The sequence below is a fragment of the Streptomyces sp. NPDC020965 genome, from assembly GCF_044333555.1.
Lineage (GTDB): Bacteria > Actinomycetota > Actinomycetes > Streptomycetales > Streptomycetaceae > Streptomyces.
In genome coordinates this window covers 180,230-203,025 of the sequence record NZ_JBIRRE010000003.1, presented here as the reverse complement: position 1 = coordinate 203,025, position 22,796 = coordinate 180,230, and the positions used below count along the sequence as shown (strand labels likewise).

23 protein-coding genes and 1 pseudogene are annotated in these 22,796 nt (G+C 67.8%); 11 read left to right on the top strand and 13 right to left on the bottom strand.

What is annotated here, in order from left to right:
- Positions 1-76: 76 nt before the first annotated feature.
- Both ACH4S7_RS11335 and ACH4S7_RS11330 read right to left on the bottom strand, forming a co-directional pair.
- Positions 77-763, bottom strand: coding sequence for a 4'-phosphopantetheinyl transferase family protein (locus tag ACH4S7_RS11335; protein ID WP_398520891.1), 687 nt, complete (start codon positions 761-763; stop codon positions 77-79).
- Positions 764-929: 166 nt separating this feature from the next.
- The gene (locus tag ACH4S7_RS11330) at positions 930-1,505 is read right to left on the bottom strand and encodes a TerD family protein (RefSeq protein ID WP_398520890.1); all 576 of its coding nucleotides are present in this window, start codon (positions 1,503-1,505) and stop codon (positions 930-932) included.
- A 147-nt stretch (positions 1,506-1,652) separates the two neighbouring features.
- Here ACH4S7_RS11330 and ACH4S7_RS11325 point away from each other — a divergent pair, with 147 nt between their 5' ends.
- Entirely contained in the window at positions 1,653-2,054 is a 402-nt protein-coding gene (locus ACH4S7_RS11325) for an ArsR/SmtB family transcription factor (RefSeq protein ID WP_398520889.1), read from the top strand.
- 18 nt (positions 2,055-2,072) lie between these two features.
- A complete protein-coding gene (locus ACH4S7_RS11320) occupies positions 2,073-2,732 on the top strand; it encodes an SRPBCC family protein (protein WP_398520888.1) in 660 nt (219 codons plus the stop codon).
- A 137-nt stretch (positions 2,733-2,869) separates the two neighbouring features.
- On the opposite strand, the gene ACH4S7_RS11315 is transcribed toward ACH4S7_RS11320, so the two are convergent.
- The 5 genes and pseudogenes from ACH4S7_RS11315 to ACH4S7_RS11295 all read right to left on the bottom strand — a co-directional run bounded on the left by ACH4S7_RS11315 (position 2,870) and on the right by ACH4S7_RS11295 (position 8,224).
- A complete protein-coding gene (locus ACH4S7_RS11315) occupies positions 2,870-4,042 on the bottom strand; it encodes a serine hydrolase domain-containing protein (protein ID WP_398520887.1) in 1,173 nt (390 codons plus the stop codon).
- Between the two features lie 442 nt (positions 4,043-4,484).
- Positions 4,485-5,393 carry a serine/threonine-protein kinase gene (locus tag ACH4S7_RS11310; protein ID WP_398521353.1) on the bottom strand — a complete coding sequence of 303 codons (909 nt, stop codon included), beginning with the start codon at positions 5,391-5,393 and terminating at the stop codon, positions 4,485-4,487.
- A gap of 210 nt (positions 5,394-5,603) precedes the next feature.
- Positions 5,604-6,257 (bottom strand): annotated as a pseudogene (locus ACH4S7_RS11305) (caspase domain-containing protein); the annotation flags it as partial.
- Positions 6,250-6,594, bottom strand: coding sequence for a hypothetical protein (locus ACH4S7_RS11300; RefSeq protein ID WP_398520886.1), 345 nt, complete (start codon positions 6,592-6,594; stop codon positions 6,250-6,252). The gene ACH4S7_RS11300 and the pseudogene ACH4S7_RS11305, both read right to left, overlap by 8 nt.
- A 508-nt stretch (positions 6,595-7,102) precedes the next feature.
- Positions 7,103-8,224 (bottom strand): DUF4062 domain-containing protein, encoded by a 1,122-nt coding sequence (locus ACH4S7_RS11295; RefSeq protein WP_398520885.1) that lies wholly within the window; start codon positions 8,222-8,224, stop codon positions 7,103-7,105.
- Between the two features lie 83 nt (positions 8,225-8,307).
- On the opposite strand from ACH4S7_RS11295, the gene ACH4S7_RS11290 reads away from it, so the two are divergent.
- Positions 8,308-8,760 (top strand): hypothetical protein, encoded by a 453-nt coding sequence (locus ACH4S7_RS11290; RefSeq protein ID WP_398520884.1) that lies wholly within the window; start codon positions 8,308-8,310, stop codon positions 8,758-8,760.
- Positions 8,761-8,936: 176 nt separating this feature from the next.
- Here the strand turns inward: ACH4S7_RS11290 and ACH4S7_RS11285 are convergent, their stop codons facing one another.
- Positions 8,937-10,109 carry a serine hydrolase domain-containing protein gene (locus ACH4S7_RS11285; protein ID WP_398520883.1) on the bottom strand — a complete coding sequence of 391 codons (1,173 nt, stop codon included), beginning with the start codon at positions 10,107-10,109 and terminating at the stop codon, positions 8,937-8,939.
- A 61-nt stretch (positions 10,110-10,170) separates the two neighbouring features.
- Positions 10,171-11,559 (bottom strand): transcriptional regulator, encoded by a 1,389-nt coding sequence (locus ACH4S7_RS11280; protein WP_398520882.1) that lies wholly within the window; start codon positions 11,557-11,559, stop codon positions 10,171-10,173.
- A gap of 201 nt (positions 11,560-11,760) precedes the next feature.
- On the opposite strand from ACH4S7_RS11280, the gene ACH4S7_RS11275 reads away from it, so the two are divergent.
- From ACH4S7_RS11275 to ACH4S7_RS11255, 5 genes are all read left to right on the top strand, one after another.
- The gene (locus tag ACH4S7_RS11275) at positions 11,761-12,201 is read left to right on the top strand and encodes an ATP-binding protein (RefSeq protein WP_384707739.1); all 441 of its coding nucleotides are present in this window, start codon (positions 11,761-11,763) and stop codon (positions 12,199-12,201) included.
- Between the two features lie 170 nt (positions 12,202-12,371).
- Positions 12,372-12,503, top strand: coding sequence for a hypothetical protein (locus ACH4S7_RS11270; protein WP_398520881.1), 132 nt, complete (start codon positions 12,372-12,374; stop codon positions 12,501-12,503).
- Positions 12,504-12,638: 135 nt separating this feature from the next.
- Positions 12,639-12,806, top strand: coding sequence for a hypothetical protein (locus tag ACH4S7_RS11265; protein ID WP_153480196.1), 168 nt, complete (start codon positions 12,639-12,641; stop codon positions 12,804-12,806).
- A gap of 76 nt (positions 12,807-12,882) precedes the next feature.
- Entirely contained in the window at positions 12,883-14,079 is a 1,197-nt protein-coding gene (locus ACH4S7_RS11260) for a JmjC domain-containing protein (RefSeq protein WP_398520880.1), read from the top strand.
- Positions 14,013-14,870, top strand: coding sequence for an aldo/keto reductase (locus ACH4S7_RS11255; RefSeq protein WP_398520879.1), 858 nt, complete (start codon positions 14,013-14,015; stop codon positions 14,868-14,870). The genes ACH4S7_RS11260 and ACH4S7_RS11255 overlap by 67 nt, the downstream gene beginning before the upstream one ends.
- Here ACH4S7_RS11255 and ACH4S7_RS11250 read toward each other — a convergent pair.
- From ACH4S7_RS11250 to ACH4S7_RS11235, 4 genes are all read right to left on the bottom strand, one after another.
- A complete protein-coding gene (locus ACH4S7_RS11250) occupies positions 14,858-15,715 on the bottom strand; it encodes a hypothetical protein (protein ID WP_398520878.1) in 858 nt (285 codons plus the stop codon). The genes ACH4S7_RS11255 and ACH4S7_RS11250 overlap by 13 nt on opposite strands.
- A 136-nt stretch (positions 15,716-15,851) precedes the next feature.
- Complete coding sequence (locus tag ACH4S7_RS11245) at positions 15,852-17,567, bottom strand: relaxase/mobilization nuclease domain-containing protein (RefSeq protein WP_398520877.1); 1,716 nt, start codon at positions 17,565-17,567, stop codon at positions 15,852-15,854.
- Positions 17,564-18,193: a MobC family plasmid mobilization relaxosome protein gene (locus tag ACH4S7_RS11240; RefSeq protein ID WP_398520876.1), complete on the bottom strand. Its 630-nt coding sequence runs from the start codon at positions 18,191-18,193 to the stop codon at positions 17,564-17,566. The genes ACH4S7_RS11245 and ACH4S7_RS11240 overlap by 4 nt, the downstream gene beginning before the upstream one ends.
- 503 nt (positions 18,194-18,696) lie before the next feature.
- On the bottom strand, positions 18,697-19,962 hold the full coding sequence (locus ACH4S7_RS11235) for a DUF3631 domain-containing protein (protein ID WP_398520875.1): 1,266 nt from the start codon (positions 19,960-19,962) through the stop codon (positions 18,697-18,699).
- 277 nt (positions 19,963-20,239) lie between these two features.
- Between ACH4S7_RS11235 and ACH4S7_RS11230 the strand changes: the two genes are divergently transcribed.
- From ACH4S7_RS11230 to ACH4S7_RS11220, 3 genes are all read left to right on the top strand, one after another.
- A complete protein-coding gene (locus tag ACH4S7_RS11230; protein WP_398520874.1) occupies positions 20,240-20,758 on the top strand; it encodes a helix-turn-helix domain-containing protein in 519 nt (172 codons plus the stop codon).
- A gap of 130 nt (positions 20,759-20,888) precedes the next feature.
- Positions 20,889-21,245, top strand: coding sequence for a helix-turn-helix domain-containing protein (locus tag ACH4S7_RS11225; RefSeq protein ID WP_384595328.1), 357 nt, complete (start codon positions 20,889-20,891; stop codon positions 21,243-21,245).
- A gap of 25 nt (positions 21,246-21,270) precedes the next feature.
- Entirely contained in the window at positions 21,271-22,788 is a 1,518-nt protein-coding gene (locus ACH4S7_RS11220) for a LacI family DNA-binding transcriptional regulator (protein WP_398520873.1), read from the top strand.
- The last annotated feature ends 8 nt before the right edge of the window (positions 22,789-22,796 follow it).

Genomic DNA, 22,796 nt, shown 5'->3' with positions numbered 1-22,796 from the left:
CAGGCGGCCCGGATCAACCCGTCCCCGGTCGGCGCGTCCCGGCCCAGCTGGGAAAACACGTCCCAGACGGCCGCGATCAGTCGATTCCGGCTCGGCGGACGGCGACCGCTGCCGCATACCCGGGGTCGGTCGGCAGATCGGTGATCGACCAGTCCCCGTCCCCGGTCGGCTGCGGCCCGGCCCCCACATAGGTCAGGGACAGTTGCTCGTTCAGCCCGACGCCGGTCGCCTTGAGCACGGACTCCTTGCGGGTCCAGCAGCGAGTGAAGGCGAGCGCGCGGTCGTCCTCGGACAGCGCCGCCAGTTCAGCGGTCTCCCGGGGGTGCAGCTGGGAGGCGATATCGGCGATCGTCGTGGCGCCGGGCACATTCTCGACATCCGCTCCGACGGCGGTCGGGGCCAGCGCGATCAACACCATGCCCTTGGTGTGCGACAGCGAGAAGTGAACGGCGCCACCGCGCACGACGGGCCGCCCATGAGGGCCACCGCAGTGAACACACGGCTCGCGCTCCAGCGCGACGGCCCCGGGCTGCTGCCCGAGCCGCTCGCCGAGCAGGCGGCGCAGGTGTACGTGCGCGACCGCGTAGGCGTCCCGGTCCCCGGGCCGGAGGAGCGAGTCGAGACGGGTGGACTCCTCGGCGTCGAGAAGGTGACGGTGGCCGAGAGCGTCGGTGGCGTGTTCGGAGACGCGGCCGAGCCAGAGCCGCTCCACGCCCGGAGGCGGTGGTGGCGAATCGTGGTCGACGGGTATCTCGGTCGCCATGGGGTGCCCCTTCTCCCTCTGTACTCCTCGGGTGCCCTGCGGGGAACGGCCCGGCCAGGCCCCCGCTAAGGACGCCGGGAGGCACGGACGAGCCGAGGGCCCGACCCCCTCCCGGAAGGGGATCAGGCCCTCAGTGTGCCGATGCGTGTGACGCGGTGGCGTCGGCTCAGATGTTGACGCCGAAGTCCTGCGCGATGCCGCGCAGGCCCGAGGCGTAGCCCTGGCCGACGGCACGGAACTTCCACTCCGCGCCATTGCGGTACAGCTCACCGAAGACCATGGCGGTCTCGGTGGAGGCGTCCTCGCTGAGGTCGTAGCGCGCCAGCTCGTTGTTGTCGGCCTGGTTGACGACGCGGATGAACGCGTTGCGCACCTGGCCGAAGGACTGCTGACGGGTCTCGCCCTCGTGGATCGAGACCGGGAACACGATCTTCTGGGCCTCGGCGGGCACGCCCGCGAGGTTGACCTTGATCTGCTCGTCGTCGCCCTCGCCCTCACCGGTGAGGTTGTCACCGGTGTGCTCGACGGAGCCGTCGGGGCTCTTCAGGTTGTTGAAGAAGACGAAGTGCTGGTCGGAGAGCACCTTGCCGCTGCCGTCCACCAGCAGGGCGCTGGCGTCCAGGTCGAAGTCGGTCCCGGTGGTGCTGCGTACGTCCCAGCCCAGGCCGACGACTACCGCAGTCAGGCCCGGGGCCTCCTTGCTGAGCGAGACATTGCCGCCCTTGGACAGGCTGACACCCATGGAAATCCCCTGCGCAATCCGGCGCGGGCCGCGCCTCATCTTGACGTTTCCTTGCCCAACCGACCCAACGACCGGCCACCCACACCGGTTCCCGGACCCCGAGAAACATATATATAAGCTTTGGCTTATGTAAGTGCTAACTGAAGGGTGGGGGAGGTGCACGCATTCGATGTTCTGGGTGATCCGGTGCGACGCCGGATATTGGAGCTGCTCGCCACGGGTGAGCGGCCGTCGGGAGAGATCGGCGCGGTGATCCGGCGCGAGTTCGGGATCTCGCAGCCCGCGGTCTCGCAGCATCTGCGGGTGCTGCGGGAAGCGGGCTTCGCCTCCGTGCGGGCGCAGGGCACCCGGCGGCTCTACGCGGTCGACGCCACCCCCCTGCGCGAGGTCGATCAGTGGTTGGACCGATTCCGTGGCCTCTGGGGACAGCGCCTGGACGCGCTCGGCACCGAACTGGCGCGAGGCCGTCGCGAACGGGCGCGGCAGGGGTGGGAGCCGGGATCACGCCCGGGTGCCCAGCAGGGCGAAAATGGGCAAAATACCCAATAAAGCCAACGAGGAGCGACGATGAGCGAGATCGTGGACCAGGTCAATGACATCCACCGCGAGGTCGGCACCCGGCCCGTGGCGGCCGGCGAGGCACACACGGTGCTGCTGCGCCGCACCTACGAGGCCGCCGCCCAGGATGTGTGGGACGCCTGCACCGACCCGGCGCGGATCGCCCGCTGGTTCCTGCCGGTGAGCGGCGACCTCGTCCTCGGCGGCCACTACCGCCTGGAGGGCAACGCGAGCGGCGAGATCCTCCGCTGCGAGCCGCCCGAGCTGCTCAGGGTGAGCTGGCTGTTCGGCGCGGACCCGGGCTTCAGCGAGGTCGAGCTACGCATCACGCCCGACGGCCCGGAGCGGACCGTCTTCGAGCTGGAACACATCGCGGTCGCGCCACCCGAGATGTGGGACCGGTTCGGCCCCGGGGCGGTCGGCGTGGGCTGGGATCTGACCGTGCTCGGCCTCGGCCTGCATCTGCGCGGCGGCACGATCGAGGACCCGGCAGCCTGGCAGCTATCGGACGAAGCGCGCGCGTTCATCACCCGAAGCAGCGAGCGGTGGGGAGCGGCGTACGAGGCATCGGGGGCACCCCCGGAGGTGGCCGCAACGGCGGTGGCGGCCACGACCGCGTTCTACGCACCGGACCCGGCGACGAATCCCGCGAGCCCGGCCGACGACTGAGCCGCCCCGGAATCGGTTCGCGACCCGGATCGTTCTCCCTCGCAGGCCCTCCCGTTCCGCCCGGCCCGGACTGGAGCGGGGGAGCCGTACGGCGAAGGTCCGGCCCGGTCCGGCTCAACCTGATGACCACCGGCAGGTCAGGCCAGTGACTTCCGTAGCGCTTCGGTCAGCGCCGTCGCTCGGATGTCGTCGGGTCCTCCGATGATGTGGTTCATGACGTACCCGAAGGCGACACCCTGCTCCGGGTCGGCGAAGCCGAGTGAGCCGCCTCGCCCTGTGTGGCCGAAGGCGCTTGGGCCGGTCATGGGTATGGCCTCGGTGGGCAGCATGTATCCGGAGCCGAACCGGCTCGGCATCGTCATCACCCGGTCCTGCCCGCTGGTCTGTTCCTTGGTCGCCGAGGCCAAGGTTTCGGGGGTGAACAGACGTACGCCGTCCACATCGCCGATCAGCGCGGCGTACATGCGAGCCAGCCCGTGTGCCGTGCCGATGCCGTTGGAGGAGGGGAGTTCCGCGGCCTGGACCTCGGGGGCATTGAAGTCGATGTCCGCGGGGACGGTGACCGCGAAGGCCCTGTTGCTGAGCGAGTCCGGGTCGCGCCAGGCGGCCACGAGCGCGCGGAGCGCTTCGGGCACCGACTCCTCTGGCGCGGCGGTGAGTTCGACGTCCGGTATCCGGTACACCAGCCGGCTGAGCCGCGCGCGTTCACCGGCCGGCAGCCCGATGAAGAAGTCCAGGCCCAGAGGGGCGGCGATCTCCTCGGCGTAGCAGCGGCCCGGCGATCGCCCCGACACCCGGCGGATCACCTCGCCGACCAGCCAGCCCCAGGTCCGGCCGTGGTATCCGTGTGCCGTTCCCGGAGTCCACTGTGGGCGCTGGGCGGCCAGGGCCGCCGTCATGGGGTGCCAGGTCAGCGCCTCATCCAGGGGTACCGGCCGGTCGAGGGCCACCAGACCGGCCTGGTGGGACAGCAGCCGGCGCACCGGGATCTCCGCCTTGCCGTGTGCCGCGAACTCCGGCCAGTACGCGGCCACCGGGGCGTCCAGGTCCAACGCGCCACGCTGGGCGAGCAGATGCGCCACGGTCGCGGTCGCGCCCTTCGTCGCCGAGTAGACCAGCTGAAGTGTGTCCCGTGCCCAGGGACGCCCGGCGTCCGGATCGGCGACCCCGGCCCACAGGTCCACCACCGGCCGTCCGTGCAGGTAGACACAGACCGCCGCCCCGATGTCCCCCCGCTCGACGAAGTTCGCCACGAACGCCTCACGTACCGGCTCGAAGCCCGCCGCGACCTCACCGTTGATCACCGTCATGCCAGCCATCCTGGCACCCGAGGACGCCCGCGCCGAGGGACGAGTCCCTCCCGATAAAGGGTGGCGACGATCAGGCCGCGACGGGGATCCTCGATATGCCACCACCACCGGATGGGGTAGTCACGCACTGGCACACCCGGGCAACGGCAAAGGCCCGGCTCCTCGCGGAACCGGGCCTTTGACCTGGTGTTTCAGCTGTCGGGGTGGCGGGATTTGAACCCACGACCTCTTCGTCCCGAATGAGGTTCGGGCGCTGGCCTGGCCTGCACGGATGGCGTCTGCCCTGGTCAGGGGCGTGGCATCAGTTGGTCTTGGGTGGTGTGGAAGGGGTGTCGGGAGCAAGTCGGCTCCCAAATGGCTCCCAAGGGAGCGCATGCCACGGACGGCAGACGTCACCCATAGTGGCGACTGCTTGTGTGATCCAACACGGCGCCACGTCCCCTCACGCATCGCTCGTGCGAGAGTTCCGCGTCTGCTCGGAATCCGAAGTCGGCTGGATTTCGTCGGACATAACGGTCGGATCCTCGTAGACATGAGGTGACCACGAGACCGCCTCCAGTGCTGCTTTCATGCCCGCTGCATCCTGGAATCGGTCTGCAGGATTCTGTGCGAGAGATTTCAGCAATACGGAATCGCAGGCGGGGTCGAGCAGTGGGTTTACGGATGACGGTGGTGGTACCGGAAGTGAAGTTATTGCATGGAATATCTTGTACGCCGAGCCCGTGTCATGGAATGGCTGCCGCCCGGTGAGTAGTTCGTAGAGGGTCACACCTGCTCCATATAGATCCCGGTGCAAGGTCGGCGCTTCGCCTCGGATGGCCTCGGGGGACATGTAGCTCGGCGTGCCAACGATGGACCATTCTGTGCTGTGTACTCCCTGGCGCGGGTTGTCGGCGAGGCTCGCGACGCCAAAATCGAGCACCTTAACTCTTCCGTCAGGGGTCAACATAATGTTGCCGGGCTTGATGTCGCAGTTGATGATCCCTGACTCGTGTGCATGCTTCAAGGCGTCGAGCACCACTCGCAGCAATGCGACGCTTTCCAGTGGGCTAATCCGCCCCCGTCGGAGCACGGCCATAAGATTCTCGCCATATACGTACTCCATGACGATGAATTTTCCTTCATCACCCTCAACGAAGTCGTGTACTCCGGCGATCGCGGGATGGTTAAGCATCGCAACGGCCCTAGCCTCGTCACGGAGAATTAGTGGAAGTGTTGAATCCTCCGAGAGGTCTCGTCGAAGTGACTTAATGGCAACGACGCGCCCAAGCAATTGATCCTTCGCCCGGTAGACGGACCCCATCCCTCCAGAACCTACTAACCCGTCTACTGCATATCTGCCACCGATCACAAGGAGATCATGCGGTTTCGGCATGGGCGGTTCGGCTGCCGAGCCAATACCCAGACGCAGGGCCAAATTTCGTAGCACTTCCGTGAATGGAACTTGCGTTGGAGTGGCCCGACCGAGAGTGAACGCGCGATTACGTGCCAGGATGAGCCTGCCTGCAGTGTCACTCCCCGTACGGTCCGGACGGGGCCTTCCTCTCGCGGCAAGTGCGTTCTTCACGTGCTCATATGCTCTGTCCACGGAGATCACGGGAGGCCCCTCCGGGATTCCCTCACGGAGGACTGTCAGTAGCTCACCGGTGAAAGCCGTGTATTTTTCGCCTGGCGGGGCCAGCGCAACCCGATCGTCCCTGGCAGAGGTGAGTACCACGGCGCCGCGAGCGGCTGTCTGGGCCCGTACTGCGCCCGAGGCTGCCGACATCGTGCCGCGGTGCACTCTCCCACTGAAACAACTGTCCAATATTGCAATCCGACGGGGAGCAGGTGAGTGTGCCAGGGACCGGCCTATCCATTCGTATGAGACGCAACTCCAGGGCTCGTCGGCCTTGGAATTTTCCAGGGAGACGTAGAAGCGTAGTTCATCGTCGAGAACGCCATGCCCGGCGTAATAAACAAGAAGCGTATCTCGTGCCTCTGAGGACGCCTCCTGTAGCACGGTCATGATGTCTGATGGGGTACGTGGGTGCGCCAAAAATGAGCAGTTGCTGGACGGTAGTTCCCAGCCATCTGCTGGAGTCAGGAACCGCTGTAGCGCCTTAATATTGTTGTGTACTGCGGGAAGGTCTTCGAGGTGATCATAGGAGGAGACGCCGATCAATACTGCACGAGTCCGTGCGGGATCAGGCAGCGAATCCGCCAGGTTATTCATCGGCCAAAGCGGCGGCAATACGAGCAATGATCGCGGGGTCGTCACTGTCAATCGTGACTCGTGTGCCGTTACGTTCGATCGCTACAGTCGGTGGGTTTGACCTGCTGGCGCGCCACACTGCGATGGCTAGTGCGAGGTTCGCGATCTGGAACCCGCTATCCACTGTCAGCTTGATCGCGTCGAACGCGGTCCCCATGTCCGCTGGCGATGAGGGTGCTGACGACAGGGCAACATGGGCTTCATCGCCCACGAGCTCGTCGTCCCGCAACCACTGCGTGAGACGACGTAGGTCTTCGCCTATGGACCGGCCCTCGATCACAACCCTGTACTCGGCCATGTACCCCCCCGTGGTAGGCGCTATGTGACGCCCAAGATTCTAGTGTGCAGACCTACCCCAAGACCCAACTGCCGTCATGGATCACGACTGAGGCCAGTCATCGAGCGACACCTCCTGACCGCTGGTCAGATAGCAGCGGGGGGCACTGGCGGTGGTGTCCACGAACTCCTCGGGGATGGCGCCGGGCGTCGAGCCAGCGGACTTGGGCGGGCCTGCTTGGCTCGCGATTCTCGGGCTTGCTTGGGTGCCGTCTCCCGCACTCGACTCCCAGGAAGCCCCAGAAACGACTCAGGGGCCCGACCCGCTCTCGCGGATCGGGCCCCTGACCTGGTATCTAAGCTGTCGGGGTGGCGGGATTTGAACCCACGACCTCTTCTTCCCGAATGGGTTTCGGTTACTGACCTGGCCTGCGAGAATCGCATTTATGCAGGTCAAGACCGCTGCGCCGGTTGGTTTCGCGGGGTCTGCGGTGGGCTCGGGGAGCGTACCGGCTCCCGCTCCTGGAGTGCTAGCGCGCAGTAGGGTGCTGTCTGACCAAGGCTCGTGCGAGAGGCCCCGCGACTTCCTCGGCCCCGGTGCCCAGAGCGGCCAGAGTGACGGACTCATCGGCTTCGGTTCGAAGAGTGAAGTTCGAGCGGTGGGACAGCCGGGCACTGCTCCGTGACTGATGGGGGTCGAACCTGTCGACGCTGGTCCGTGCGCTGCACGACACGCCAGCCGCGACGACGATCCGGTCTTGCTGGACGATGTTCAATGCGCCGACGAATTTCAGCAGGTCAGCGATCTGCTGAGGCAGGGCCTCAGGGTCCAGGATCGAGCCCAATCCGTCCTTGGGGAGCGTGGCCCGGGTGGAGACTTGGCCTGTCTTGTAGAGGCGCACTTCCGCGATTTCGCCAGGTTGGGGGGTGTCCCATGATCGGGGCCGTCCGGATGGGACGCTTACCGCTACGTGATCTTGGGATCTGGAGGGCGTCAGGGCAACGTCGCCCCGGATCAGTCCGGCGGTCCGGATCCGGTCCACCAGCGATGCGCTGAGCTGCTCCAGCTCGCGATCCGAGTGGCCGACGAAGTTCAGGGGCAGGACGTGCAGCTCCAGCAGGGGAACATCGTTGCCGGCCAACGCATTGATACCCGTGTCGTCGACGGTCCAGCGCAGGTCAGGGGGCTCCGCCAGCCTGGCAAAGGACAGAGGAGACGTACCAGCTTCTAGCTCTCTGATCTTCTGCACGACTTTGGTCTGAAGCTCCGAGGTGGTCTCGAAGGAGTCACGGAACACTCCAGTGGCATAGGCCTGTACGATCCGCGTGAAATCGATCTGAGCGGGCTCGAATTCTACCTTCAGCTTGCGGTAGACCAGCCGAGTCATGCCTGCTGCTTGAGCGGCCACCCATTCGTCGTGCGTTGCGGACTGCCCTGTTTCGGGAAAGATGTGGCCGTACTTCGGGCCTAGCAGGAAGAGGCAGACGTCCGCAGATGCCAACGCTGCCAGGCAGGCCTCCCGGCTGGGTGTGGGCTGTGCGGAGAAGTCCTCGAATCGCACTGGCGTATGCCCCAATGCGCTGATCAGGCCATACAGGGAGTCGCGCTCCTCTTCGAGTCCTCTGCGGGCACTACTGATGAAGATCTTCACGCTACGGTGTCTCCAGGGCTGACGGTTCGCTTCTTGGGCGAACTGGACGGCTGGCGTAGTGGGTGGAGATGGGGGAGTTTTCCATGGCCGAGGTATCAGAAGAGGCGATACGTTCCTATTGGAAGGAGCACCGGGAGCAGTTACGGCAATGCGAAACTCAGCGCTCCACGTTGACGAATCTTCTGATCGTTGTAACGGCCGCCTTGAGTGCGCTGATCGTCCAGCAGAAGTTCACGCTGAATGTCATGCCTCTGTGCTTCTTTGTGATTCTGGCTGGCGTGTACGGCGCTGTGGCCGTCTCCAAGTACTACGAGCGGGCTTCCTATCACCTATTTCAGGCTCGGGCCTTGACCAGAAACTTGGTAGAGCAGGGAGTGTTGGGCTCCGACGAAGAACTCATTCGGGCACGCACGGAGCATTACCGAAGGTTTCCGCGGCTACATCGTGTTCGGCTTCACCGGCTTTGGGTGTACCTGCATCTTGCCATCGTCCTCTACGGGCTGTCGCTTCTTTTTTTGTGCATCGCTGTTGCCTGATCGCATAAGATTTTCTGCGATGATGGCGTTGGTGGTGGCGCCTGAGAATCCTCGGTCTGACACGGTTGGCGGTGCCGGATCAAGGTGGGGCGAGGCAATGGCGTCTGACCATCGCTTGGAGAATGCAAGGTCGTCCTTTGCAGGTCTCCCGAGCTCAATCCGATCACACGAAGACCTCAGGCCAGCGACTTCCTTACCGCCTCGACCAGCGTGGTCGCCCGTGCGTCGTCGGAGCCCCCGATGATGTGGTTCATGACGTAGCCGAACGCGATGCCGTGATCCAGATCGGCGAAGCCGAGTGAGCCGCCTCGCCCCGTGTGGCCGAAGGCATCTGGTCCGGTCATGGGAACGCCCTCGGCAGGAAGCATGAATCCGGTACTGAACCGGCTGGGTACCAGCATCACCTGGTCCCGCCCGCCAGCCTGCTCCTCGGTTGCCGAAGCCAGCGTCTCCGGGGTGAGCAGGCGGACCCCGTCCACCTCACCGATCAGCGCGGCGTACATGCGTGCCAGCGCGTGCGCAGTGCCGATGCCGTTGGACGAGGGGAGTTCCGCGGCCTGGACCTCGGGGGAATCGAAGTCGATGTTCGCGGGGTCGGTGACCGCGTACGCCGTGTTGCTGAGCGAGTTCGGGTCGCGCCAGGCGGCGACGAGGTCACGGAGGTCTTCGGGGACCGACTCTTCGGGCACTGTGGTGAGGTCGACGTCCGGCTTCCGGTACACCATGCGGCTGACCCGGTCGCGTTCACCGGCTGGCAGTCCGATGAAGAAGTCGAGCCCGAGTGGTGTGGCGATCTCCTCGGCGAAGAAGCGGCCCGGCGTGCGGCCGGACACCCGGCGGATCACCTCGCCGACCAGCCAGCCCCAGGTCCGGCCGTGGTATCCGTGTGCTGTTCCCGGTGTCCACTGGGGGCGCTGGGCGGCCAGGGCTGCCGTCATGGGGTGCCAGGCCAGTGCCTCGTCCAGCGGTACCGGCTGGTCGAGGGCGACCAGGCCGGCCTGGTGGGACAGCAGCCAGCGCACCGGGATCTCCGCCTTGCCGTTCGCGGCGAACTCCGGCCAGTACTCGGCCACCGGGGCGTCCAGGTCCAGCTCGCCGCGCTGGACGAGCAGATGCGCTGCCGTGGCGGTCGCGCCCTTGGTCGCCGAGTAGACGAGTTGAAGGGTGTCCCGTTTCCACGGGCGGCCGGTGTCCGGATCGGCGACCCCGGCCCACAGGTCCACCACGGGGCGGCCGTCCTGGTAGACGCAGACCGCCGCGCCGATCTCCTCGCGCCGGGCGAAGTTCGCCGCGAACGCCTCCAGTACCGGTTCGAACCCTGCCGCGACCTCACCGTTGATCACCGTCATACCGCCCATCCTGGCACTCACGGACGCTCACTCCGAGGGGCAAGTTCCTGAGCAGGGAAGATCAGGCCGCCACGGGTACCGCCTGGAGGCGCTCGCGGAATTCCCGTACGGACGGGACGGCCCGATGGGGTTCGAGCTGCAAGGAGAACTCCTTCAACCGGTCCAATGCCCGCACCGAGCTGACCTTGTCCTCCAGAAGCGCCGCACCGTAGTTCGCGGCGTCCAGTGCCCCGTCCAGATCGCCACCCGCCAGCCGGGCCTCTGCCAGTCGGCTGGAACGGACGGCCTTGTCCCGGGGCGCCGCCCGCTCGACAGAGGTCACCAGCGAACGCGTCGCTCGCTCCACATGCCCCGCGCGGAGCAGCACCTTGCCCTCCGTCGATTTCACCTGCGCTTCGCCGAACCAGTCGAGCCAGTCCGGCGCGTCCCCCGCCGTCTGGCGCTCCCAGAGGGAAGCGGCACGGTTGAGGGCTGTGCCGGCCCTCTGGTGATCACCGTCGCGTGACAGAGCCTCGGCCTTGTGCAGGTAGAGGAAGCACCGAGTAGAGGGAGACAGCGCGCGGGGAGCGTTGTCGATGCCGGTCGAGATCAAGTCGACTCGCTCGGCCGTGCGTCCGGCTTCGGAGACGTGGACGCCCATCTCGGCCAGGATGAAGGCACCGAAGGCGTCGTCTCCGCCGGTACGGGCGCTGCGCAGCGCGCCGACGTAGTACCGCTGGCCTGCGGACCGCAGGCCAGCGTCGTACGCCATCCAGCCTGTCAGGTGCGAGGTCCGGGCGGCCAGCGCGTACAGGCGGACCCGGATGTCGTCCGTGTACCGGCCGCCGCTGAGCAGGCCCGTGACCAGGGAAAGGTCACCTCGGGCCTGTTCCAGGAGCCGGGCCCCTCCCAACTGATCATCGAGGGTACGAAGGGTGCTGACGCGCTGCTCGATCGTCGAGACCATCACGTCGGTGACGCGGTCTCCGTTGATCGCCGAGGCGAATGCGGAGGGTGCTTCGACCCAGCTCGACGCGAGCCCTGTCAAGGTAGCGCCGGTGATGGTGAGAAAGCCTCGTCGATCCAACCGTCCACTCCCCACGAGATCGGCCAAAGCCTCGACGGTGCCGGCCTCGGTCCAAGGCGCGGTGAGCCCCGTCACCTCCCAGACCGGAAGCCACCGAGGCCAGCCCTCCGCCTGCGCCCGTTCGTATGGAACGGACAGCAGGTCACTGAGCACGCGCTGAGCGTCCGCGTCCGGTTCCTGACCTTGCTCCCACTTCCAGACCGTCGTGCGATTCGTCGCCAGGGGGATGCCGAGCAGCTTGCCACGCGTCTGCATGAGGCGGGCGAACTCGGCCTTCCCCCATCCGCGCGACTGACGGACGAAGGTCAAGGGGTGGACAGCTAAGGACTCACCGGGCACGTCATCACTCCTGTCGTATCCCAACAGGGCGGCCGGGCACTGCATTCCACCCCTACGTACGAGGGTGGCGTCCCCTGGAGAAACCCCCCAGAAACGTTCCGTACCCGAGGGGCCCGGCCGTTGACTGGACCTCAGTCGTCCTCGGGCCGAGCTCGCACCTTCGCCCCGGACGGACATCAGATCGACGGCTTCGCTCGCGTTCCTGTCCTGGCGGAGCCGCCTTCCAACTCTGTGGAGGCATCCACCATGTCCTCGCTCGCCACCCGTCTCGTCCTCATGGGCAGGGAAGAGGAGGTCTCCATCGCCCGGCGCTCGGTCGTGGAGCGGGTCCGCGCGTGGGGCTTCATGGACGAGGAGACGACCGAGACGATCCGTCTCATCATCTCTGAACTGGTCAGCAACGCGGTGGTCCACGGTGAGGGCCCTGTCACGATCACCGTTCTCGGGCGTCCCAGCGGCCTGCTGATCGACGTGAGAGACGGCAACCACGAGGCTCCCCGGACAGGGAGCTTCGGTACTGAGAACGAGCATGGCCGGGGCCTTGCCCTGGTGGACGCCCTTGCGGTGCGGTCGGGATGGGAGCCGCTCGGGCGCGGCAAGCGGGTCTGGGCCGAGGTCGCACTTTCAGGACTGAGATCGGTTGGTCCTCGGACGCCGTGTGAGCCCCAGCTTCGCCCGGCCGTCTGATGTATCCGCTTCGCCCGTCGCCTCTTCCCGACCCGGACATCGTCTTCCGGCCTACCCGCCGAGACATTGACCCGAGCACGGGGGAGCCCACCGCCCACGCCCTGTGGGATCGCCACGAGTGGCAGCCGTACGGCGAGTGCTGGCTGTGGTGCGGACGGCAGAACGTCGAGGTGACGTGGATCGGCCCGGTCCGGTCCAGCGGAATGCACGCCTCCCTGTACGCCTGCCGGGCCTGTCTGTACGAGCTTGATCAGCGGGTCCTGGACGCCAACATCCGCTGGGACGCCCGCCCCGCCCGCTGACGCCCTGACGAGGTCTCCGAACCTCCGGCTACCCGTGCCCTATGTCATCCGCACCCAGCACCACCAACAGGGGTGCGGCCCCAACCTCCACCGGAATACCGGCGGGAGGAACCCAAGAGGAAGGAGAACAACGAGGTGGCAGAGAACACGACACCGTCGTCGGCCCGGAACGGCCTCCTGGTGGCGGTCGAAGAGCTGACGTCCGTCCACGACAGGTACGACAGCCTCCGGTCGGACAACGCCGGCAGCTCCGGCGACTCGCCGTGGCCCGGAGGCGACGGCAACCTGCACGACAGCGAGTAGCGGGCGGCGGTGGGGTCCGTGGTTCAGCCCGCGGACCCCACCGCTCCCTATCAGCCGATCTCACGAGGAGGAAACGATGGAACACCGGTTGATCAGCGCCATCGAGACGGCGCTCGGGTGGAACGGCGCGGGCGAACTCGGCAAGGACTTCGCGCGCGGAAGCATCGGCGACCCGGACCTGATCTCACGCGTACTCACCCCGAACCGCCTGCTCGACATCGTCATGCGCCGGAGCATGAACCGTCCGCAGTTCCGGGTCTTCCAGGAGAGCAAGGAAGTGCACCCGGCCATCTACTTCACCGACAGCGTCAGCCCGCGGGGCCAGAGCATCCCCATGGTGAACATGCACAGCCTCGGCCGGCTGCTGGGGGAGGGGGCCACGGTGATCCTCGACCAGGCCAACGTCTTCGACCCGACGATGGAGGTCGCCTGCCGGGCACTCCAGTGGTGGTCGCACGAGCGCGTCCAGGTCAACGCGTATCTGACGACGAACGAGGCATCGGGTTTCCCGCTGCACTGGGACGACCACGACGTGGTGATCGTCCAACTGGCGGGCGAGAAGGGCTGGGAGGTCCGCGGCACCTCTCGGTCCGTGCCCCTGTACCGGGACGCCGACCCCAACGACACTCCGAGCGAAGAGATCATCTGGTCCGGGGTGCTGAAAGCTGGCGATGTAATGCACATCCCTCGCGGCCACTGGCACCAGGCGACCCGCAACGGCCACGGGTCGGGAAAGAGCCTCCACGTCACCTTCGGGATCACCAAGCGCACCGGCGCGAGCTGGCTGGCGTGGCTGGGCGACTGGTGCCGGGAGCAGGAGATCTTCCGTCACGACCTGGACCGTCGTGACGGAGAGGCGTTCCACGGCCTGACGGAGGCCGCCGGTCAGCTGGTCGCCGAGCGCTCGCCGGCCGACTTCCTGGCCGCGTACGAGCAGGCGATGCCGCTTCCCCGGCAGGTCCCCTTCCTGGATGTCTTCGGAACGCTCGATGCCGTGGTGTGCACCACCCACTTCCCTCCTCGCATCGAGGAGAACGGCGAGACCGTCGACGTCCTGGCCTCGGGGAAGAAGCTGACCCTCCTGGCCAAGGCACTGCCCTCGCTGCGGCTGCTGCTGAGCGGGAGGCCCGTGCCGCTGGACCGGGCGGTCTCCGTCGTCGGGTCCGAAGCGGTGGAGACCGCCGAGATCCTGGTGAAGGAGGAGCTGTGCGCGGTGCTCACCCCCGAGTTGTCCTCGGGCTACACCGGTCTCGTCACGAACGCCGCCTCCTGACCGGAGCGCTGGATCTCGGCGTCACCTCGATCGACACCAGCACCAACTACCTCGGCTTCCGCTCGCACACCGTCCTGGCGCGGACAGCCGGTGATCTCCTGCTGAGGCTCACGGTCTCCACGAAGGTGGGCTACTTCCCTGGACGGGAGCGGGTGGAACACTCCCTGGACCCCGTGCGGCTGTACGAGGCCGTGGAACACGCCGCCCGGGATCTCGGACGGGAGCCCGACCTGGTGTTCCTGCACAACCCGGAACACTCCCTTGGTGACGTCGTCGGCCATGGCCGGGACGCACTGGCTCAGGCATGCGCGGCGCTGGACGGCGCCACATCGAAGGGGCTGTGTGGTACCTGGGGAGTCTCCTCATGGGACCCGTCACCGTTGGTCGGCCTGGTCGATCCAACCACGCCGAAACCGTCGGTCCTCATGGCGCGAGCCGGGCTGCTGGTCGGGATCAGAACGCTCGACGCTGTGGAAGCCCTCACGGTGGCCTGGGACCTCGACCGCAGTCGGTTGTGGGGCATGAGCCCCTTCGGCGGAAACACGGGGGACCCGGTATGGGATCGGATCGACCCCCGGGTCTTCCTTCGGGGCGGTGACGGATTCTCCCGTATCCAGGCGGCCTTTCGAGCCTCCTACTGCCTCCCCCGTGTCGGGACCATGGCCGTGGGCACGGACGATCCGGCTCATCTGGGCGAACTGTTCGACGCCCTGGCCGCCGAGCCCGATGAGCCGACGATCCACGAGTACCGCACCCTCCTCCGGGAGCGGCCGACGGGTCAGCCGGCCTGAAGCTCCGCGATGAGCTGCCGTGCCCGGTGCCGGGCGGGTTCGATCCGAGGGTCCTGCGGGTGCGCGTCCGGTCCCAGGATCTTCGCGCACACGAAGAGCGTCATCAGCTTGCCGTCCCGGCTCTCGAAGTCGTGCCGCCGCTCGCGTCGTACGCGGTCGGCCAGAGCGGGGACGGCAAGCGAGGCGGCCCAGAGGGTCGCGGAGTCGAGGCCCCGGGGGGCGTTTCCCCAGTCCTCCCAGTCGAAGAGGGAGAAGGCCGGCGCGCTCATGTTGGCCCAGTTCAGGTCGGCGTGGGCCGGAACCCACCGCTCGACGGTCGTGTCGGTCACCTCGGGGAACACGCCCCGGATCGACTCACTGACCAGCTCCTGTGTGATCGTGACGGTGTCCGGAGTGGCTACGCGCTTGGTCGTGTTCCGTGCGAGCGCGTCCAGTGAAGAACCGAAGTCCCGCCACCACTCCTCCGAAAGCGTCGGCTCCTCCGCTAGGACGGCGGTCCCGATCGGCGTACCGGGAAGAAGGTCGGACTCGTCGGCACGCCACATCACCGGCTCGTCCGCGTCCTGCCAGACCACACATCCCCGCCACGCGGGCTGGGCGACGCCCTCAAGGCGCGCTGCGCTCTCCGTACCGTTCCACCCCTGGTTGGTGATTCTGTCGAGCGGCCGACGTTCCACCCGTACCCAGGTGTCGCGGTCGGTCCGTGCGCCGACGGATCGGCGTTTGCGTACCACCGTGCTCGGGTCCAGTCGGGTCTGAAGGGACCGCTCGACGCGGTCAAGAACCTTGTCGACCGGCTCGACTCGGAGGTCGACAGAGCGGACAGCGGAGACCGAGTGCGTCATGCGGGGACCGTAGCAGCGGGCCACGGTGCTACGGGGACATCTGAGCCAAGAGGGGCGAGCGGGTACCTCATGCCCGCTATTCGGGAACAGCGACGGCCTCCTTCGGACGCAGCGAAGGAGGCCGTCAGCGGTCGGACTATCGGCGTGGACTGGGCCGTGGCGTCGGGCTCAACGACGTGGCGGCGACGGGCTCGTTCCGGTGCACGGCCATCGGCCTTGCGGCCCTGGTCGAGCGTGCCTGAGCTGCGAGGGCGCGGTCGCTTGGCGGTGGCCGGTGGGCGAGGCGGCGGATCCGCCAGGTGAGGACCTCCGCAGGGGAAACGGCGTCATCCAGGGTGCGCTGGTGGGTCGCGACCTGGAGGAGTCGTCGTGGGTCATGCCCATCGGTTTCGGCCTCCGAGAGAGCGGTGGCCAGGGCGGGCCAGGCGGGGTCGGTGAGGACCGTCTCCCCGTGATCGGGGACCACCGTTCGGATGTGCTGGGCCAGCCGTGCCACCTTGTCCGTCGGCGGCTTGCGGTCGGCGAGGGCGGCCAGGGGCGCGGCGGCTGCTTGACCGTAGGCGGCTCGGAGATGGTCCAGGGTCTGTTGGGCGGCTGCGACTTGCTGGTCGTGGTGACGGAGCCGGTGCCAGCGGATGGTGGCGATGACGGCCAGGAGAGCCATGTCCAGGAACATCGCCAGTCCACTGCCGTCACCGCCAGCTGGGGCGGTCCGCAGGGTGCGGACGGCTCCGCGCAGGGCTTGGGCCTGCTCGTGCCGGGCCCGGACCCGGGAGCGGGTTGCTCGTTCGAAGGCCGTGGCGGCTTGGCGGAGCTGAGGACGGAGATCGGCGGGGGCGACCAGCGGCAGGGCGTCGAGTGCTTCTCCGAAGGCGGCGATGTGGGCCTGGGCGGCTTCGTCGTCGGCTCGGTCGAGGTGGTGCGGGACGCGTTCGGTCGCGGCTGTGGCCTGGTGCCAAGGGTCGGTCCTTCGGCGGGTTCCGGTCGGGTCGGTCGGCAGTGCTTCGGTGGCGTCGAGGCGTTGGCGGATCTGGGGATAGGAGAGGTCGGGGGCGAGCTTGGAGCCGGAGAACCAGATGGGCTCGCCCTGAGCGTTGGTGTCGCCGCTGAGTGCGATCTTGTAGCCGCGTATGTCGCCGGACGGGAAGTGCTGGACATCGACGAGGACGCCCTCCACACCGGTCAGTACGCGGATGAACTCCTCCGGGCTGGTGGAGGCGGCGACCACGGTGCGGACGGTGGTACGCAGGTGCTCGCGGGTGGTCGTCCGCCGACCGGTCCGCAGCGCCTTCTCCTTCTCGGCGCGGGTGGGGCGCTGGGCGGCGGTACGGTCTCCGCGGACGAGCTGCCGGAGGCCGTACTCCTTCTCGACAGAGGCGAGCTCGCGGTCGGCATTGAGGTAGTCGTGCCAGTGGCGGGCGGGGCTCAGGTCGCCCCGGACTTTGGTGGCGGCGATGTGGATGTGGTCGGGGGCGTGCCGCACCGCCACCCACCGGCATCCGTCCGGGTCTCCCTCGGGGGCAATGCCGGTGGCGCGGACGATACGGCGGGCGACGTCCGCCCACTCGTCGTCACTGAGGATCCGATCCTCGGGTGCGGCCCGGATCGAGCAGTGCCACACATGCTGCTTGAGTCCCCGACCGAGCCGCCTGGCCTGCTTGACCCGCAGGTCCAAGTCGGCGACGAGGAGCTTCTTGGTGGCGTCGAAGTCATCGGCCCGGCCGGGGTCCGGGGCGAAGCCGTCCCAGGAGGCGACCAGGTGCGGGTCGGTGTGGTCCTTGGCCTCCTTCGTGTCGAACAGGTACCAGATGAGACCAGCGGTGCTCTTGCCACTGCCGACCCTCGCGATCATTCGGCCGCCTTCGCGGAGACGGTCTCGTTCATGACCCCGGCGACCTCGGCGATAGTGGCACGCACAGTGCCGAGTGTCTGCTGGGCGCGGTCGAGGAGGGCGGTGTCCCCAGGGTGGGGAACGCCTCCGGTGTTCAGCCGGCGGGCGATCTGGTTGACGTTGTTTCCGATACGGGCCACCTCGGTACGCAGGGCGTCGAGCCGGTCGAGGCGGTCGTCGAGGCTGGTGCGCTGCCCGGGCAGGCCGCTGGCGAGTTCTCCGTCGAGGTAGGCCATGACCACGGCACCGACGAAGTGCGCGCCGGCTATCTCCAGCTCGCGAGCCTTGCCGACGATCCGGGCTTTCTCCTCGGCGCTGTAGCGGACATCGACCCGTTCCTTGCGCTGGACCTCCTCGCGGTCACGTCGTCGAGCGACGCGCCGCAGGGTGGCAGCACCTCCGTCGTCGACGGCCTTCTCCTCTTCGGGCACCCCCTGGTGCCCGATCACCTTCGCCACCCCCGGGGCGGAGGAGTTCGCGTTGGACCGGCCCTTGGACGGTCCAACGCCATACCTTGCTGCGCTGGTTGCTGTGGGTGTGGTCGTCTCCTGCTGGTCGATGGTGCGCTCGCTGTGCTGGACGTGCATGTGGGTCTTCTCCGTGCGGCGGTCATTGGAGGGCTGGGGCGGGCCGGAGCTCGGGTCGGTTGGAGGCGGCGTCGGTGAGGGGTGGGAGACCGGGTTCGGGGGCCGGCCGGAGCGGACGACCGCAGGTGGTCCAGTGGCTGGTCGTCTTGGTCCGGTGTGTGGTCCGCGATGCCGGAGATGGACCGCAGCCTTGCGGACCAGAGCGGCGGTCTCGCGGACCAAGAGCAGGTGCATCGCGCTGACCTGCGGAATGTGTGGTCCGCAGACCGGTCCGGTCCGTGCGGACCACTTTTGTACGTACACATCTGGTCCGCGGTCAGGTCCGGCGGACCAAGCCGGTGTGGTTGTGGTCCGGGCTGGGGCTGGCTGGACTCGTCCCAGTCGTCCCGTTGCTGGTCAGGGCAGGTACGGGTGGGGTGGTGATGTCGGGTTGACCCGTTGCGGGCCCGGGACCCGTCCCCGTGCTGACCTGCGCAGGGACGGGTGGGACGGGTCGATACGGGTTACGCGCCGGGCTCGGCGGGTTCTGGCTGCGGGGCCGGGGTGGGGCAGTAGCGGTCCCAGGCGTCGGTGAACTGGTGGCGGGCGAAGCCCTTGGCCTGGGTTCCGCCGGGGAAGCGGTGGTTGGCCGAGCTGATCCCGTAGTCCTTGAGGAGCAGTTGCAGCCCGCGCGGGGTGAGCCCGTGGGGGCCGTATTCGGCCCAGGGGGCTTCGGTGTCGGCGTTGAGCTGTTCGATGAGGCGGCCGGTGCGCAGGGTGGCGGGGTCGCCTTCGGCGGCGAAGACGCGGCGGATGTCGGTCAGGATCCGGGTCCGCAGGGCTCCGTCCTCGTCCTGTCCGGCCTCGTGGGCGGTCATGGTCCGGCAGGCCGTACGGGCGAGGGTGGGCCATTCGCCCTGGGCGAGCTCGGCGACGATGATCAGGGGTTCCCAGGTGTCGGCGGCGCGGTCTTCGACCGGCATGGCCGGTTCCATGTCCATCGCTTCGGCGTGCTGGGGGTGGAGCCATGCGGTGAGGCGGTCGCGTATCGCGTTGAGGGCGGGGGTGTCGCGGCCGGTGCGGAAGGCGGCGACGGTCTCACCGGCGGCCCGGCGGCGCATCCGTATGACGACCGAGCGGTCCATGATCGTGTCGGGGAGGTCGCCGATGCCGGCGAGGGCGGCCATGGCGAAGGTGGGGAACTTGACCGGCTTGTGTTCGGGGCCGGTCACTCGCAGGGTGGGGCGGTTGCGCTGGTGACCGGCGTTGAGGAGGCCGCGCAGGTCCTCGTTGCGTTCGGCGGCCTTGAGGGTGCCGAAGAGGGTGTCGGCTTCGTCGACCAGCAGGGTCGGCGGGTTCTCGGTGATCGATCGGAAGATGGCCGCCGGGCTGGCGTTGACCGTGATCAGCGGTGAGTGCACGGTCTCGGTCACCACGTCCAGGAGCCGCGACTTCCCGCACCGCTTCGCCGGGCCGACCACCGCGAGGCGAGGCGCGTGCTGCCACGCGGTCTGCAGATGGGTGGCCGCCACCCACAAGGTCACCGCGGTCACCGCCTCCTCACTCGGAAGCATCACGAACCGCTTGACCTGCCCCCGCAGGTCAGACAGGATCCGCGCGCCCTCGGACAGCGGCTCGACATGGCCGTTCGCCTCGGCCTTCCCACCACGGGTGGGCTCGGCCGGAGTGGTGTTGCCCGGCTGACCGGGGACGGCGGTCGGAGGCCAGGGCGCGGACCTTGTGGTGGTGTCCTCGGTCGGGGATGGCGTGTTCGGCTGGGGGTCGGTCATACTGGGCTTCAGCTCCTCTGCTCGCGGGCCATATGGGACGGCAATCCCGGCCTCGCGGGTCGATCGCTAGGGATGGCGGTTGAGAGGTTTGCGCTTGAGCCCCCTGGTGCCGATGGCATCAGGGGGCTTCTTCGTTGGTGTGGTCGTGTCCTGCCCTACAAGCATGCCACAGGAATTGCGAATTGTAGTAGTGTTCTGCATCTCGCAGAATCCATGTTACGGTTGTGGGGTAGCCGGGAACGATCAGCCCTGCACGCATGGAAGGAGGTGTTTCACGGTGGACGACGGCCAGGAGGGCGTTCTGCTCAGTGGCGAGGAGAACGTCGCGGTCCGGATCAAGCTGGAGCGCGAGGCCCGCGGGTGGAGCACCAACGCCCTGTCCGACCGCCTCAACGAGGCTGGCTTCGACATGAACCCGTCCGCGGTCTGGCGGATCGAGAACCGCAAACGCCGCATCAACCTCGACGAGGCCATCGGGTTCGCCGAGGTCTTCGGCGTCTCCCTGCGCAACCTCGTCGGGCCCCCGAGGCTCGCGGCCAAGGCCCGCGCCATGGAGCTCATCGACGACGTCGTGGCCGCCCACCGGGAGACCCAGCGAGCGAACCACGCCTTCACCCAGGCCCGCAACGCCTTCGACGCGTACATCGCCGAACATCCCGACATCAGCGAAGAGGCCGAAGTCATGGTCTCCAACGCCATCGCCGAAGCGCTCATGCAGGCCAACCTCGCCACGCACGGGCCCACCCCCGGAGGCCCGAGGCCCGACACCGGCCACGCCGGTTCCCCCGAGGAGTAGCCCCTCCTCAACGCCCAGCCTGGTTCCGCAAACCCCAGTCGCGGGCAGCACACAACGCCATCCCTAGTTGATCGACCGGCCAGGCCGGGGTTGCCGCCCCACACCACCTGGCCAGAACAGGACACCCCCTTTGCGCCGACAGGCGATACCCCCTGCCCTGAACTCTGACGCCGCTCTGCCGCGTCTCTACCTCCCGGAGGAGGTCGCCGCCTTCCTCGGCTGCTCCGCCTGGTGGGTCAAGGATCGCGCCCGTCGACGGCTCATTCCCTTCACCCGCGTCGGCCGCGCCTACCGCTTCACCGCTGAGCACCTCGCGGAGATGATCCGTATGCACGAGGCTCGCCCCGCTGTTCCGCAGCAGCGGGTGTCGGCCGCATCGCCGCTCAGTCCTCCCACTTCCTCCTCGCCCGCTGCTGTGCCCACGTCCCGGCTCCGCGCCCGGCTGCCTCGCCGAGCCCGCCAGAGCCGCTTCGGGACCGCCGCCTAGCTCGACGAGGGGAGGGAGAAGAAACGTGGGTTTCGCGGAGAAGCGCGGAAACTACTGGCGCGGCCGGTACAAGACCGAGCCCGGCAGACACCTCACGGTCGTCGACGAGAACGGCAAGACGATCAAGTTCGCGACCAAGGGCGAAGCCCAGCGCGCCGCGAGCGAGGCCGAGAACAAGTACCGGCGCGGCGACTGGCGTGACCCGGCGCTCGGCCTGGAGACCTTCGGCGAGTACGCGGGCCGTTGGTACGCCGCCCAGGACCTGGCGGCATCGACGATGCAGAACTACAAGCGTCACATCGAGGAGCACCTGCTCCCCGACTTTGAGGACAAGGCACTGAGCGGTGTCCTTCGCACGGACGTCGAGCTGTGGGAGAAGAAGGAGCGGGCCGTGTACGCGGCCTCCAGCGTGAAGACATGGCGTTCGACGCTCCACCTGATCTTCGAGGACGCGATCGACGAAGGGCTGATCACCTCCAACCCGGCCGCCCGGCGGCGAGGGCGCGGCAAGCGCGCCGGCCGGTCCCGGGACCGCGGCCCGGAGAAGGTCGTCACCGACGCACTCGGCATCCTGCTGGCCGCCGAGCGTGCCGCCCTGCTGTCCGGTCGCGACGACGAGTTCGTCGCCGTGATCCTCAAGGGCTACACGGGCAAGCGCTGGGGCGAGATCGCCGGCCTGGAAACGGAGTTCGTCCGGCCGCACGCGTTCCGCGTCGAGTGGCAGCTGTACGAGCTGGACACCGGCGAGCTGGTCCGCTGCCCGCCCAAGGACGACAGCTACCGCACCATCGACTCGATGGACTGGCTGTCGGCCCTGGTCCTCAACCACATCGCCCGTACGAAGCCGACGCCCTGCCCCTGCCACGGACGGACGTATGTCTTCTGTGGCCAGGGAGCGGCCCGCACCGGTGGCCACCAGGGAGCGAAGCTCGTCGACGTTGCCCGTCTCGCCGGGGTCTCCACGGGGACGGTCTCCAACGTCCTCAACCACCCCGACCGTGTCACCGAAGCCACGCGGGCACGGGTGGAGAAGGCTGTCGCGGACCTCGGGTTCGTTCGGGGCGGCGCGGTGCCGGCACCTGCTGCCCACTGGCGCAGAAACGGTTTTGCGACCTGGCTGTTCACCCCTGCGGTCTCCGGCTGGTACCCGAAGAAGGCCCCGCAGGAGGCCCGGCCCGTTCCTCTGCTCGGCGAGCCGTGGCCCGGCGTCCCGGCACGGGGACGCGGCGCCACCACCCGGGCCGACGCCTGCTGGCTGCCGATCGCCAAGGGCCTCACACCCCACGGCCTCCGCCACACCCACCGGACGATGATGGAGGACCTCGGCACCGAGAAGGTCCTCATGGACGAGCGCATGGGCCACATCGACGGCTCCGTCTCGGCCCGCTATGCCCACGTCACCCCGGGCATGCGCCGACGCCTCATGGCTGGCCTCACCGAGCAGTGGGAGGCGGCACTCGACGCCCGGCTGGCGATGCACCCCGCGTCACCCGTGCCCGTACTTGACGGTCTCCTCCATGTGCGCAAGGCGTCCATAGCCTGATGAAGCCT